Source organism: Campylobacter concisus, from assembly GCF_902460535.1.
GTDB lineage: Bacteria > Campylobacterota > Campylobacteria > Campylobacterales > Campylobacteraceae > Campylobacter_A > Campylobacter_A concisus_AS.
The window spans coordinates 19,952-33,791 of the sequence record NZ_CABPTV010000009.1; the positions used below are offsets into that span (position 1 = coordinate 19,952).

Consider the following 13,840-nt stretch of genomic DNA (forward strand, 5'->3'; position numbering starts at 1 on the left):
CATAGCCCTCTTGTGAAGTAAATTTGGCCTGATAAAGAGAGTCGATAGCGCTAGATGAAACAAAGTCATTTTTAGGAATAGTGGTTTGGCTGATCGAATTTATATTTGGAGTGTTAGGCAAGAAATTTGCAAAGCCTTCGTTTTTTGTCTGTTTTTGGTAGTGCTGTTTTGTTAAGATGGAGTTATAAGAGACTTTCATAGCTTACTCCTTGAAATTTAGCTTCAAAGAGTAAGCAAAAGTTGTGCCGAAAATTTAAGAGTGAGATAAATTTAAGTTTGTTTACTTTGAGATAAAAATTTTATCTATCAGTAAAAATAAAAGCAAAATTATAGAAAGCATTGTGTAAAATAAAGCAATCCTGAAAAAATGTACCGCTTTTTATAAAAACTGTACCATACTTTTAGGAAATTTTAAAGAAAGGGAAACTGCAAAAAGGGCAGTTAAAGTATCGATAAGTAGGGCATTTATGGTGTCACGGGGGAGACTTGAACTCCCGACCTCCGGCTTATGAGACCAGCGCTCTAACCAGCTGAGCTACCGTGACAACTTAAAATAAGTTTTGGATTATACAACCTAAGAACTTATTTTTAGCTAAAATTTATCCCACACAAATTTTATAGATATAAAGAGCAAATTTGACTGCAAAGGCAGCCAAATTTATTTAAGCTTTTTTAGTGAAAAATCCAACGTAAATAGCGTAGGTAAAGCCGATCACTACGGCATACGGAGCAAAAGGTGTTATGCCAGCTCCTGAGCTTGCAAGCACGAAGTTATGACTTATCGCAGCACCTGCACCCATGCCTAAAACAAATACGGCTGAGCTTAAATTTCCAGCTCCCATCTGAACTAGGTGTTTGCCAGGGCAGCCATAGCTTAGGCTAAAGCAAAGACCAGCGAGCGTCATACCAAGGAAATTCCAAAGCATATCATTGTGAGCGATAGGCTGAGCTTCAAAACCAAATTTGTATTGATCAAGCACTAAATTTGTGATGCTTGCAAAAAGGACGATAGAGATGACGCCATAAAACATCGAAAAGTCACGCTCGAAAATTTTGCTTATTGCTCCCACTGAGCAAAATTTACTTCTTTGCATAAATGCGCCAATAATGATGGCACAAATAAGCGAGATAAACAAATTTGCATGCTGTGAGCCTGGACCTTTTTCTGAGCTAAATAATGCGCCATTTTCGCCAAGTTTTAGACCAAAGATAAGTGCTATCAAAAGCAAAATAGCAATGATAGTTGGCAAAAATCCTATCGCCTTTGCGGTGGTTTCGCTCTCTGGCAAAATGTAGCCGTTTTTCTTAAAAGCTCGTCCCACAAAAACGCCAGCAAATAGGCCAACAACGCCAGCGATAGCGGTCATATCTCCGCCTCCAAGGCGCAAAAACGCCCTCCAAGGGCAGCCTAAAAATATGAGGCAGCCTATCATCGCAAACACACCTAAGAAAAACCTAGAAAATGCCGCGCTACCAGATACTGGAGTGAAATTTCTGCTCCAAAGCAGGCTAGCTAGAAAGCCTCCGATGATAAGCCCCAAAATTTCAGGCCTTAGATACTGCACGACTTTGGCCTGGTGAAAGCCAAGCGCACCCATGCTATCTCGTAAAAAGCAAGCCGCGCAAACGCCCATATTTGCTGGGTTGCCAAAATGAACGAGCACTGGGCCAAGTATGCCAAGGCTCGCACCTGCGATGATGTAAAGTAGTGTTTTGTTCATGTAAATTCCTGTGTAAGGGTAAAACCAGACTGGTTTCTTAAACGACATTTTAATAATCATTAAATAAAACAAAGATTAATTTTTTGTAAAACAGAAGTGGCTAAAATATGCAAAAATTTCATAAAAAGGATAAATGATGAAAGATTTTATGAGCTATGCAGATAGCCTGAAAATTCTAAAAGACACGATAAGTGCGTGGGAAAAGGTCGAAAAAGTAGCCATCACAGATGCGCTTGATAGAAATATCGCCTACGATGTGAAAGCTACTGAAAACTACCCAGCAAAGCCAGTCTCAGCGATGGACGGCTATGCTTTTGCCTTTAAAGAGGGCTTAAGTGAGCTTGAGCTTATCACAGATCTGCCAGCAGGTAGCGACAAAGGGCTACATGTAGAGGGTAGCAAATGCGTCAAAACCTTCACTGGCTCGTTAATGAGCGAAGGCACCGACACGCTCGTACCAGTCGAAAACGTCGAGGTTAGCGGCTCAAAAATAATCATCAAAAAGAGCGTGCCAAAGGGCTTTGCTGTGCGAGCAGTCGGTGAGAGCTACAAAAAAGGCGAAATTTTAATAAAAAAAGGCACGCACCTAACATACTCTGAGATAGCGCTTCTTGCCGAGCTTGGCGTCTTTCACGTAAGCGTTTTTATCCGCCCAAGAGTGGCGATACTAGCAACTGGCAGCGAGATAAAAGACCTTGGCGAACCGCTTGATAGTCCAGCGCAAATTCACAGCTCAAACCACGTAGGTATCGCTATGCAGATACGTAAAATGGGCGCGGAGCCGATCATCTGCGAGATCGTAAGAGATAAGGCTGAGCTTGTCGAAAAAGCGATCATAAATGCGCTAAAATCAGCCGATATTTTGGTGACGACTGGTGGTATTAGTATGGGAGACTATGACTTTGTAAAGGGCGCTTTAAATGAAAACTTTAGTCTCATCATCGAGGGCGCTGCGATAAAACCAGGCCGCCATATCAGAGTGGCAAAGTCAGGCGACAAATACATCTTTGCGCTGCCGGGATTTCCTTACTCGGCGATGGTTATGTGCGTGCTATATGTAAGAGTGCTTATAAACACTTGGTTTAGCCAAGAAGAGCCAAAGATCACGGCGATAATGGACGAAGACTACAAAAAACGCTCGCCATTTTTGGAATTTACAGCGGTAAATTTAGAAAACAGAGATGGCAAAATTTTCGTAAATTTAGACGGCAAAAAGCTAGGTAGCTCAGCCATCGTAAATAACCTAACAAACGAAGCTGCACTGCTTATCATCCCAAAAGAAACAGAATTTATCGCAAAAGGTGAAGTGGTAGAAGTTTTAAAGATGCCTTGCTAAAGTGGGTGAAATTTAAATTTGCCAGAGTTATTTTGGCAAATTTAGAATAAAAAGCAGGGAGAGCTCCCTGCTGTGGTTATTTTTCTTCGTTTGTTTTGATGTAGGCGTAGTCTGACATTTTCGTCCACTCTCTTGCTTTTTTGAGGAAAGCTCTTTGAGACTCGACGATCTCTTTAAATAGTGGATCTTTTGCGCTCTCTTCGTCTAGAAGCTCGTTTGTAGCCTTTTTAAGAGCCTCGATAACTTCAGCTGGGAAAGTTTTTACTTGGATGTCTGGATACTCGCTCTTCATTTTGTCCCAGTACTCGACATTTGAGTAAAAGACCTTTGTATTTGCACTGCTTGCTACCTCTGCAGCAGCCGCTTCAAAGATCGCTTTTAGATCATCTGGAAGTTTTTCGTATGATTTTTTGTTAAAGAAAAACTGAGTTTCGCCGTTTGGCTCTTGCCAACCTGTGTAGTAGTATTTTGCCACTTTGTGAAAGCCAAGCGCCATGTCATAAGCTGGGCTAACCCACTCGACCGCATCGATCGTGCCCATCTCAAGCGCCATATATAGCTCACCAGTTGGGATAGTGTTGATATTTGCGCCAAGTTTAGAGTAAATTTCGCCGCCAAAGCCTGGAATTCTTATCTTTAGGCCTTTGATATCATCAACTGACTTGATCTCTTTTTTAAACCAGCCGCCCATTTGCATGCCAGTGTTGCCAGCTCTAAAAATTTTGATGTTATATGGGTCAAAAACTTTCGCCTCTAGCTCTTTTCCGCCGCCAAATTCATACCAAGCTGTTTGCTCGTCGGTATTCATCATAAATGGTGTCGCTGTAAAGAACATAGTCTTAGGGTCTTTGCCCTTGTAGTAGTAGCTAGCTGTGTAGCCGATGTCGTACTGACCGCTCTTTGCAAAGTCAAGCATCGCAAAAGGTGACTTGTGCTTTGACGGGTAGTCGATCCTGATCTCGATGCGGCCGTTACTCATCTTTTCGACCTTCTCTTTTAGCTCTTTTGGCACGTCACCAAGCACTGGCATAGTGCTCTCCCATGAGGTTGCAAGCTTGAGCTTATAGACTTTGTCATCTCCCATGGCAGCGCAAGCAAGAGCTGCTAGGCCAAGAGACGCTAATAAAAATTTATTCATACTCTCTCCTTTAAAAATTTTGCGTATTATACAAAAAATTTACATTATTAAAATGTGTTATAATCTCAAAAATCAAATTATAGGGCATAAAAATGATAAAAAAGACGAAAATTGTAGCGACTTTAGGGCCAGCAAGTGACAACGAAGAGACGATGGAAGCGATGGTTAAAGCAGGGGTTAATGTTTTTCGTTTAAATTTTAGCCACGGAACACATGAATACCACAAATCAAACATCGACAAGATAAGAAACATCGAAAAAAGACTAAACAAACGCATAGGCATCTTGCAAGATATCTGCGGTCCAAAGATCAGAGTTGGCAAGCTTAGTGAGCCATTTTACTTGCAAGCTGGCGACGAGCTTAGCATCTACGCAGAGGATATCGTGGGCGAAAAGATCGAAAAGGGCGTTTATAGAGTGAGCCTAAATCAGCCTCAAATTTTACCTATGCTAAAGGCTGGCGAGTACGTCTATCTCTACGATGGCTCGATCAGAGCAAGAGTTACAGGCGAGGGCAAAGATGTGGTAAAAACGATCATCGAAAATGACGGAATTTTAAACTCAAACAAAGGGGTAAATTTCCCAAATACCACCCTTGGCATCGATATCATCACGCCAAAAGATAAAGAAGATATGGAATTTGGCGCAAAACAGGGCGTAAATTTCGTTGCCATTAGCTTCGTGCAAGACGCAAATGATGTGATAAAAGCGAGAAATATCTTAAAAGAATTTGGCTCCAAAGCGGCTATCTTGTCTAAGATCGAGAAATTTGACGCAGTCGAAAACATAGACGACATCATCGCAAAGAGCGACGGTATCATGGTAGCTCGTGGCGATCTTGGCATAGAAGTGCCATTTTATAAGGTCCCAACCATACAAAAGCTCATCATCAAAAAGGCAAATGCAGCCAGCAAACCAGTCATCACAGCAACGCAGATGATGCTAAGCATGGCAGAGCATGAAACTGCCACAAGAGCGGAGATCAGCGACGTGGCAAACGCTGTGCTAGACGGCACTGACGCAGTTATGCTAAGCGAGGAGAGTGCGATCGGCAAAAACCCTGTCGCAGTCGTAGAGGCGATGAGTAAAACGATCATCCAGACGCAAAGCATCTACCCATACAATAAATTTGACGAATTTGACTTTTTTGACGAGACTGACATGGTCGCAAATAGCGCAGCTTCGCTGGCTGTTCGCATCAAGGCCAATGCGATACTCTCTATCACAGGCTCAGGCAAATCAGCCATAAAACTAGCTAGAAACCGCACAAACATCGACATCATCGCTATCGCGCACGACGAGCAGACAGCTCACATGCTGACTCTTGCTTGGGGCGTGACGCCAGCGCTCGTGCTTGAAAAGACAAAGCTAAATATCCTACTTGCAAATGTCATCAAAAAGGCTTACGACGCTGGATACGTTGAGCATGACAAGACCTATCTCGTCACAGCTGGTCACCCAACAGGCGTAGAGGGCAGCACAAACCTTATACGTATCATCAGACGCGACCAGCTTGATTATTACCTAGACCTTGCAACCGAGTAAATTTATGGATTTTAGTGCCTGATATTTTGGGCACTAAAATTTCTTTTAAATTTATGCGCTTTTATGCACTCGCCTTGAAAATCTACCGAATTTAAATTCTTTATTTTGCCACTAAATTTTGAGCCGTGATATGCTTGATAATAAATTTTGAAATTTGATTGAACCTTTTTTGTAAAAATTAAATTTTTAGTTGTAGTGACAAATTTTAAAATTTCATTCACTCGCAAGAATTGGCTACTAAAATTTGGCTTCACTTATCGCTTAGCTCAAATTTTGAATTTTAAACTTTAAATTTACTTAGATCCTTCTCAAGTGTCATTGAAGCATTTTTTAAATTTTCAACGACTTGCATAAGACTATTTGAAATTTCTTCATTTCTATCAGAAAGTGTCACAAGACTATCCATTTCGTCTAATAGTTTTTCTAGACTTTCACCTATCTCGATAGCTTTATGCTCAACATCGTTTGACATTTCTATAGATTTTAGTGTCCGTTCTTTAGTGCTTTCGGCTTTACTCATTAGGTTGTTTGCATCAGTGCTTAACGTTACGATACTAGCCGCATTAGCATTTAAATTTTTACTAAGCTCGTTTATGCTTTCCACTATTTTTTTAGTGATAGAGCCTATCTCATCAAGAGATTTTTCTGACTTCTCTGCTAGAATGCGTATCTCTTCTGCTACTACAGCAAAGCCACGCCCATTCTCTCCTGCTCGTGCAGCTTCTATACCTGCATTTAAAGCAAGGAGATTTGTTTGGTCTGATACGTCTTGTATCATCTCCAAAACTTTACGTATCTCTTCTGTTTGAGTTACTACTGATTTTATACCATAAACCATCTCTTGTTCTTTTGAACTTGCGGTATTTACTTTTGAAACCACATCTTTTAGATTTGTTATCATCTCTTCAAGCTCAATATAAGATTCTTTATTTGATGACGATGCTTGTATTGAGATATTCTTTGATATTTCTAGAGTTTTGCCAACACTTTTTGTCAATTCATTTGAGGTTTTAGCCTGTTTTTTATCTTCTTTTGAAGATTCAAATAGATTTTTAGCACTTTGTCCTAGGCCTTTAGTCTGCATTTCTACATTATGTGCTATGTCCTTGACTGTTTTTATAGTATCTTGGGTCTTTTCGATAAATTTATTTACATCGTGACATACTTGTCCGATTTCGTCATTACTTTTTACTTGTATTCTAGCGGTTAGATCACCCTCGCCCTGTGATAGATCCTTTGTCTTTTTGGACAGTTCAGAAATAGGCTTACCTACTATGCTTCGAAGCATTAAGAGCACAACTACGGTAGTGATTAGCAAAGCAAGGACAAATGTGGCTATAAATATATTTCTTTTTTCACTAAGGTCTTCATCTATCCATTGGTAAGAATACGTTAAATCCATCACTCCCAATACATCACCTTCTTTAGCATTTGCATGGCAAGTAATGCATTCGTTTTTGGCTTTAAATGGTCTAATTAGTCGTAAAAAATGTCCCTTATCATTTTCGATATTTAAATTTAAATCTTTTGGGTTATTAAATTGATCAGCTATAATTTGATCTTTTATATTTAATTGTTCTAAGCCAAATATCTCACTAACACTATTAGCGCGGTAGATGTCTATTGTATTTACACCATTTATCTTAGCTGCTTCTTGTATGGATTTATTTATCATCGCAGAATCGCCAGAGTTCATCGTAGCTTGGATAGTTTGAGCTATTGATAGGCTTAACATATTTAAATTTTCTTCACTTAAATTTAAAGTAGTATCTTTAAACTCTTTGCTTATTATGGACTGTATTATGGCAAAGCTGACAAATAAGACTAAAATCATACTTATAGCTATTTTTTTGCTGACCGTATTTTTCTTCATAATTCCTCCTATTACATTATGATTAAGACTATTAAATAATTGAAAGATGTGATTATAACTTATTAAATTAAGTTATAGAATTATTAATGCTTTATATACAAAATTATTTGTTATTTATGTTTAAATTTGTGACGCTAAATTTCACGCCACAAATTTAGATTTATTTTTTCTTTTTGCTCTTTGGCTCGTCGCCTTTAAACCAGCTTTTTATCTTATCAAAGACGCTCTCATCGGTGCTTGACTTGCCTGATTCTATGCCAAAACTAGCTTGAAGTTTGTTTAAAAGCTCTTTTTGCTCGTCGCTTAGCTTATCAGGTGTTTGGATAGAAATTTGAGCAACAAGTCTGCCTTTTTTGCGCGAATTTACCCCCTTGATGCCCTCATTTTCAAAGATAAATTGCTGTTTATCTTTCGCGCCAACTGGCAGTTTTAGCTCGGCTTCACCGCGAAGTGTTGGGATTTTTATGCTCTCACCAAGAACAGCTTGGGTGAAAAATACTGGAATTTCTATATAAACATCGTCATTGTGGCGGATGAAATGCTTGTCCTCTTTTACATTTATGCTCACGTAAAGATCGCCTTGAACGCCGTTTGCACCGATGTTGCCTTTGCCAGCGACCCTCATCCTCATACCGCTATCAACGCCCTCTGGGATCGTGATCTTGACGCTTTGTTGCTGGATTTTATAAGCTTTTGCGTTGCAATCAGGGCATGGCTCGCTTATCACTTCGCCAGATCCGTGGCAGTATGGGCACTCTTGAACAATATTCATAAAGCCATTTCCGCGCGTGATCCTGCCGCTTCCGCCGCAGTGCTGGCAAGTTTTGTTTTTGCCGTCTTTGCTACCTGTGGCGTTGCATGTTGGGCAAGGCACTTTTTGATCAAATTTGATCTCTTTTTCGCAGCCAAAAACAGCTTCATTAAACTCTAAATTTATAGGAATTTCAAGATCAGCCGAGTACTTTTCGGTTCGTCTTTTTCTCTGTCTAGAGCCACCGCTAAAACCGCCTCCAAAAAACGAGTCAAAAATGTCTGAAAGGTCAAAATCAGCGTTAAAGCCACCGCCACTGCCAAATCTGCCCTCAAGCCCTTCTTTGCCGTATCTATCGTAGATAGAGCGCTTTTGCTCGTCGCTTAAGACCTGATAGGCTTCGTTTATCTGTTTAAATTTCTGCTCAGCCTCTTTGTCACCAGCGTTTCTGTCTGGATGGTATTTTAAAGCGAGCTTTCTAAAGGCTTTTTTTATCTCGTCGCCACTTGCATTTCTTGAAATTTCAAGGATCTCGTAATAATCAAACTCCACATTTTTCCTTGTTTATTAAGCTTATTTTAAATGTGAGATTTTATCCAAAAAAGTTTAAATTTAAAAAAAAATTTACATTTTTGCCGTATAATCTCTACTATTTTTCAATGAAAAGGATGATTTATGATTAACGTTTTAATGATAGAAGACGATCCAGAATTTGCTCAAATTTTATCTGAATATCTTGATAGTTTTAATATAAAAGTGACTAACTTTGAAGACCCATATCTAGGGCTAAGTGCCGGCATAAAAAACTATGACCTGCTCATACTTGACCTTACATTACCTGGCATTGACGGTCTTGAAGTTTGCAAAGAAATTCGCCAAAAATACGACATTCCTATCATCATAAGCTCAGCTCGCAGTGACATAAGCGACAAGGTCGTTGGACTTCAGCTTGGAGCGGATGATTATTTGCCAAAACCATACGATCCAAAAGAGATGTACGCTCGTATCACAAGTCTTATAAGAAGATATAAAAAGACAAACGAAGTTCAAGAAGAGGTCGTTGATAGCGCATTTAGGATAGACGACAAGCGCCATGAAATTTACTTTAATAATGAAGCCCTTGCTCTAACACCTGCTGAGTATGAAATTTTAACCTATCTCATCAAACAGCACAGCTTTTCAGTATCTCGCGAGCAGCTAGTTTATAACTGCAAGAGCCTAAAAGACAAGGACTCAAAGAGCTTAGATGTCATCATCGGACGCCTTAGAACAAAGATCGGCGACAGCTCAAAAGCGCCAAAACATATATTTTCAGTTAGAGGCATAGGATATAAGCTTATCGGATGAAATACTCCATAACCACCAAGATAACTATCATTTTTGCCATCGCTTTCTCGCTGATGTGCTTGCTTTTTGTGACATTTGCAAACATTCAGCAAGAAAGTGCGCTTGAGAAGCTAAAAGACAAACAAATAAGCGCTATGAACTATCTTGTGGCGCTTTACGAGCGTGGCAATCCCCCAAGAGATTTGGAGCACTACTTTAAAAATTTCAACCTAGAATATGTCGGCAACAAAAATTTAGCCACCTCAGTTACTACAAGCGGAAACGCCATTTTTACGCAGCACACGCCTCTTGGCATGATGCAGTCGGTTAATTACAAAGGCGATTTGTATCTGCTTATCAAAAATCCATCTTTTCAGCTGCTACTTGAGAGTAACGACGCAAGACACGTAAATGACCCGCTTTGGGTGGCATTTTTGATCATCTCGGCTCTGCTTATCTCACTTTATGTCTCGGTGCTTAGAAGCCTTTTGCCACTTAGAAGACTTAGCAAAGATATCAGAAAATTTGCCAGCGGAAACATGGAGATGGCGATGACTGCTAGGCTAAATGAAAACGAGCAAGACGAGATTGGGCAGGTCGCGGTCGAGTTTGACAACGCCGTTTGTAAGATCAGAGAGCTCATCCGCTCAAGGCAGCTATTTTTACGTGCGATCATGCATGAGCTAAAGACGCCTATAGGCAAGGGTAGGATCGTCTCTGAGATGGTTGCAAACGACACCCAAAAAATGAGGCTCATAAACGTTTTTGAGCGCCTTGAGATGCTTATAAATGAATTTAGCAAGGTCGAGCAGCTTCTTTCAAAAAGCTATGCACTAAACTATCAAGAGTGCCATTTCTCGCTCATTTTAGAGCAGGTGCAAGATATGCTCATGCTTGATAAATTTGAAGAGCGTGTGAGCTGTGACATCAGAGATGACATCTTATTAAGAGTGGATTTTCAGCTTTTTAGTTTGGCGATTAAAAATTTAATAGACAATGCCCTAAAATACGCAGAAGACAAGAAAGCCATCTTGATCTGCGATAGCGAATTTATAGCGGTTAAAAATTTAGGTAAAAAGCTAAATCACCCTATTGATTACTACAAGCAAGCCTTTGTGAGAGGCGACAAGGTGAGTGCGGGGAGTGGCATGGGGCTTGGACTTTACATCATCGAGCAAATTTGCCAGATGCAAAAATTTGAACTTGCTTACGACTACGAAGACGGCTATCACGTCTTTAAAATTTTACTTCGTGCAAAGGCAAAACGCGCATGAAAAGGGGCTTAGAGAAATTTAACGAGCTAACTGAGTCATTTGCCAAGCTGCCAGGTGTGGGTAAAAAGTCAGCTGCAAGATTTGCCTACTTTGTTTGCATGCAAGATAGCTTTGCAGGGCTAAGGCTCGCGCAAAATATCGAGGATGCGGTGAGATTTATCAAGCGTTGCGAGCGTTGCGGTGGGCTAAGCGAAAATGAAATTTGCGACATTTGCAGCGACGAGAGCAGGGACAGCGAAGTCATCTTGCTAGTTGAGAGCCCAAAAGATATCTTAGTCTTTGAGCAAAATGGCATTTATAACGGCCTTTACTTCGTGCTTGACGAGATCGATGATGATACCATAGAGAGGCTGCGAAGTGCTATTAAGCAAAATGGCTCAAAAGAGGTCGTCTTTGCCTTTACGCCGGGGCTAAATTCAGACGCTCTTATGCTTTATGTCGAGGACAAGCTTGGCATGAGTGAAATTTCATTTAGTAAGATCGCTCAAGGCGTGCCAACTGGTGTAAATTTAGAAAACGTCGATATGCTCTCACTCCTAAAAGCCTACGAGAGCCGCACAAAAGCCTAATTAAAATTTCTTTTAGTTATAATCTCACCTAAATTTATAATATTTAGCTCAATCTACCGCTAAATTTAAAAGGATAGAGATTGATTTTACTTATAGATAACTACGATAGTTTTGTCTTCAACGTCGAGCAGTACGTAAAAGAGCTCACCAGTGAAGAGGTTAGATGCGTTAGAAATGACAAGATAACGCTTGAAGAGATCAAAAAACTAAGCCCAAGTAAGATCATCCTAAGCCCAGGTCCAAAGCACCCAAAAGATAGCGGAGTTTGCTTGGAAATTTTGCAGGCAGACCTTGGCGTGCCGGTGCTTGGCATTTGTCTTGGACACCAAGCCATCGGACTTAGTTTTGGCGCAAAGATAAAAAGGCTAGACGACCCGCTTCACGGCAAGACCTCATTTATAGACGTGAAAAATAAAGAGCCACTCTTTGCAGGGCTGCCTGATCGTTTTGAGGTTATGCGCTACCACTCGCTCTATGTCGATGAGCTCCCAGCTGGTTTGTGCGCCGATGCGGTCAGTGATGATGGCGTAGTCATGGCACTTAGCGTAAAAGATAAGCCGATCTTTGGCATCCAGTTTCACCCTGAGAGCTACTTCACACAATACGGCAAAAAGATCGTTGAAAATTTTGTAAATTTCAAAGCAAAAGATGAGGTTAAAGAGCCTAAGATCCGCTCACTTAAGCCATACCTTATCAAGCTTCAAGAGAGCATACCGCTTGATGATAGCGACTTTGAGCAAATTTGCGAGATAATAGCCAGCAAAGAGTACGAGATCGTGCAGCTTTCGGCACTTTTGGTGCTAATTAGCGAAAAGAGCCTCTATCCAAAAAGCCTTGCAGCGCTTGCAAAAAATATCCTAAAGTACTCGCAAACTTACCGCGACGATACGCCTATGATCGATCTTTGCGGCACTGGAGGCGATGGCTTTAAGACGATAAATATCTCAACTTCGGTCGCATTTATCCTTGCAAGCCTTGGCATAAAGGTCGCAAAACACGGCAACAAGGCAGTTTCAAGCAAGTCAGGCAGCTCTGATGTGCTTAAAATTTTAGGCGTAAAAAGTGAAAAATCACTGGCAAAACAGCGTGAAAATTTAGCAAATAAAAATTTAGCCTTTTTCCACGCGCCATTTTTCCATCCACTAGTTGGCGAGGCGAGAGAAGTGCGCCAAAGGCTTGGCATAAGAACCGTATTTAACGTGCTTGGACCGCTTTTAAATCCGAATTTAAACCTTACAAATCAGCTAGTTGGTGTCTATCATAAGCCCGTTCTAAAACTCTACGCCCAGACGCTTAAGATCCTTGGCAGAAAGCACGCTTTGGTCGTCCGCGGCGATGACGGACTAGACGAGATCACGCTTTGTAGCGAAACAAGCGTTTTGGAGCTAAAAAATGGCGAAATTTTTGAGTATAGCATCACGCCAGAGCAGTTTGGCTTTAAAAGAGCGCTTCACAGCGACATCGAGGGTGGCACACCAGAAGAAAATGCCAAAACTTTGATACGCACGCTAAAAGGCGAGGAGCAGGGGGCGAAATTTGACATCGTGGTCTTTAATGCGATGTTTGCCATCTACGCAGCTGATGGTGCAAAGAGTCCAGACGAGGCCAAAAAAATGGTGCTTGATGCGATAAAAAGCGGCAAGGCGTATAAATTTTATGAAGAGTTTATAAAGGCGCAGGCGTAATGGCGCTAGTTAAAATTTGTGGCATCAAAACGCTAGATGAGGCAAGTGCGGTTTGCGCTTTGGATGTTGATTTTATCGGACTAATATTTGCCAAAAGCAAAAGAAGGGTCGAGCTAAATTTAGCTAGGCAGATAGCGAAATTTGCTCACAGCAAGGGCAAAAAAGTAGTTGGTGTTTTTGCTGAGCAAAGTGACTGCGAGATAATGGAAATTTGCCAGTTTGCAGGGCTTGACGTGGCTCAGGTGCATGGAGCGATCAGTGAAAATTTGCATGCAAATTTAAAAGATATGGGGCTTGAGATTTGGCAGGTGTTTAGCGTGAAAGATAGCTTGCCAGAGGTTGATTTTAAGCATTTTGATATGGCGCTTTTTGACTGCAAGGGCGAAAATGCTGGCGGAAATGGCACTAGCTTTGAGTGGGAAATTTTAAAAGAGGTCAAATTTAAATTTGGCATGGCTGGGGGCATAGGCGAGCACAACATAAAAGAGGCACTGAAATTTAGGCCATGCCTAGTCGATATCAACTCCAAAGTCGAGGATGAAAACGGCATAAAAGATGTGCAAAAGATAGAGAGAATTTTAAATGTAGTAAAATTTAACAACACATTGGAGTGAAATAATACA

General features: G+C 40.8%; 11 protein-coding genes, 1 tRNA gene and 3 pseudogenes. 7 read left to right on the forward strand and 8 right to left on the reverse strand.

All coding sequences use genetic code 11. The annotated features are described in order from the left end of the window. The 3 genes and pseudogenes from FZ945_RS08285 to yedE form a co-directional block, all read right to left on the reverse strand. A pseudogene (locus tag FZ945_RS08285) lies at positions 1 to 199 on the reverse strand (Cj0814 family flagellar-dependent secreted protein); the annotation flags it as partial. Positions 200 to 468: 269 nt separating this feature from the next. Next, positions 469 to 545: transfer RNA gene (locus FZ945_RS08290), tRNA-Met, on the reverse strand. A gap of 117 nt (positions 546 to 662) precedes the next feature. Next, complete coding sequence (gene yedE / locus FZ945_RS08295) at positions 663 to 1,721, reverse strand: YedE family putative selenium transporter (protein WP_148803839.1); 1,059 nt, start codon at positions 1,719 to 1,721, stop codon at positions 663 to 665. A gap of 136 nt (positions 1,722 to 1,857) precedes the next feature. On the opposite strand from yedE, the gene FZ945_RS08300 reads away from it, so the two are divergent. Beyond that, positions 1,858 to 3,057, forward strand: a complete 1,200-nt coding sequence (locus FZ945_RS08300) for a molybdopterin molybdotransferase MoeA (RefSeq protein ID WP_148803841.1) — start codon at positions 1,858 to 1,860, stop codon at positions 3,055 to 3,057. A gap of 76 nt (positions 3,058 to 3,133) precedes the next feature. On the opposite strand, the gene FZ945_RS08305 is transcribed toward FZ945_RS08300, so the two are convergent. Next, positions 3,134 to 4,195, reverse strand: a complete 1,062-nt coding sequence (locus FZ945_RS08305; RefSeq protein WP_148803843.1) for a TRAP transporter substrate-binding protein — start codon at positions 4,193 to 4,195, stop codon at positions 3,134 to 3,136. A 92-nt stretch (positions 4,196 to 4,287) separates the two neighbouring features. Here FZ945_RS08305 and pyk point away from each other — a divergent pair, with 92 nt between their 5' ends. Beyond that, positions 4,288 to 5,739 carry a pyruvate kinase gene (pyk, locus tag FZ945_RS08310; protein WP_148803845.1) on the forward strand — a complete coding sequence of 484 codons (1,452 nt, stop codon included), beginning with the start codon at positions 4,288 to 4,290 and terminating at the stop codon, positions 5,737 to 5,739. A gap of 11 nt (positions 5,740 to 5,750) precedes the next feature. Here the strand turns inward: pyk and FZ945_RS10070 are convergent, their stop codons facing one another. The 4 genes and pseudogenes from FZ945_RS10070 to dnaJ form a co-directional block, all read right to left on the reverse strand. After that, on the reverse strand, positions 5,751 to 5,960 hold the full coding sequence (locus FZ945_RS10070) for a hypothetical protein (protein WP_222862623.1): 210 nt from the start codon (positions 5,958 to 5,960) through the stop codon (positions 5,751 to 5,753). A 59-nt stretch (positions 5,961 to 6,019) separates the two neighbouring features. Further along, a pseudogene (locus tag FZ945_RS10670) lies at positions 6,020 to 6,529 on the reverse strand (methyl-accepting chemotaxis protein); the annotation flags it as partial. Positions 6,530 to 6,877: 348 nt separating this feature from the next. Beyond that, positions 6,878 to 7,612, reverse strand: a pseudogene (locus tag FZ945_RS10675) (HAMP domain-containing protein); the annotation flags it as partial. A gap of 160 nt (positions 7,613 to 7,772) precedes the next feature. Further along, positions 7,773 to 8,915, reverse strand: a complete 1,143-nt coding sequence (dnaJ, locus tag FZ945_RS08325; RefSeq protein ID WP_148803849.1) for a molecular chaperone DnaJ — start codon at positions 8,913 to 8,915, stop codon at positions 7,773 to 7,775. Positions 8,916 to 9,038: 123 nt separating this feature from the next. On the opposite strand from dnaJ, the gene FZ945_RS08330 reads away from it, so the two are divergent. The 5 genes from FZ945_RS08330 (at position 9,039) to FZ945_RS08350 (ending at position 13,831) form a co-directional block, all read left to right on the forward strand. After that, on the forward strand, positions 9,039 to 9,710 hold the full coding sequence (locus FZ945_RS08330; RefSeq protein WP_009294394.1) for a response regulator transcription factor: 672 nt from the start codon (positions 9,039 to 9,041) through the stop codon (positions 9,708 to 9,710). Further along, positions 9,707 to 10,963 (forward strand): ArsS family sensor histidine kinase, encoded by a 1,257-nt coding sequence (locus FZ945_RS08335; protein WP_148803851.1) that lies wholly within the window; start codon positions 9,707 to 9,709, stop codon positions 10,961 to 10,963. Before FZ945_RS08330 ends, FZ945_RS08335 begins: the two co-directional genes overlap by 4 nt. Continuing rightward, complete coding sequence (gene recR, locus FZ945_RS08340; protein ID WP_012001292.1) at positions 10,960 to 11,532, forward strand: recombination mediator RecR; 573 nt, start codon at positions 10,960 to 10,962, stop codon at positions 11,530 to 11,532. Before FZ945_RS08335 ends, recR begins: the two co-directional genes overlap by 4 nt. Before the next feature lie 80 nt (positions 11,533 to 11,612). Continuing rightward, the gene (gene trpD / locus FZ945_RS08345) at positions 11,613 to 13,217 is read left to right on the forward strand and encodes an anthranilate phosphoribosyltransferase (protein ID WP_148803853.1); all 1,605 of its coding nucleotides are present in this window, start codon (positions 11,613 to 11,615) and stop codon (positions 13,215 to 13,217) included. After that, complete coding sequence (locus FZ945_RS08350) at positions 13,217 to 13,831, forward strand: phosphoribosylanthranilate isomerase (RefSeq protein ID WP_148803855.1); 615 nt, start codon at positions 13,217 to 13,219, stop codon at positions 13,829 to 13,831. The genes trpD and FZ945_RS08350 overlap by 1 nt, the downstream gene beginning before the upstream one ends. Positions 13,832 to 13,840 lie beyond the last annotated feature (9 nt).

Excerpts from the sequence above, each read along its gene's own strand:
- yedE (WP_148803839.1), bottom strand. The coding sequence starts at position 1,721 with ATGAACAAAACACTACTTTACATCATCGCAGGTGCGAGCCTTGGCATA.
- FZ945_RS08300 (WP_148803841.1), top strand. The coding sequence starts at position 1,858 with ATGAAAGATTTTATGAGCTATGCAGATAGCCTGAAAATTCTAAAAGAC.
- FZ945_RS08305 (WP_148803843.1), bottom strand. The coding sequence starts at position 4,195 with ATGAATAAATTTTTATTAGCGTCTCTTGGCCTAGCAGCTCTTGCTTGC.
- pyk (WP_148803845.1), top strand. The coding sequence starts at position 4,288 with ATGATAAAAAAGACGAAAATTGTAGCGACTTTAGGGCCAGCAAGTGAC.
- FZ945_RS08330 (WP_009294394.1), top strand. The coding sequence starts at position 9,039 with ATGATTAACGTTTTAATGATAGAAGACGATCCAGAATTTGCTCAAATT.
- FZ945_RS08335 (WP_148803851.1), top strand. The coding sequence starts at position 9,707 with ATGAAATACTCCATAACCACCAAGATAACTATCATTTTTGCCATCGCT.
- recR (WP_012001292.1), top strand. The coding sequence starts at position 10,960 with ATGAAAAGGGGCTTAGAGAAATTTAACGAGCTAACTGAGTCATTTGCC.
- FZ945_RS08350 (WP_148803855.1), top strand. The coding sequence starts at position 13,217 with ATGGCGCTAGTTAAAATTTGTGGCATCAAAACGCTAGATGAGGCAAGT.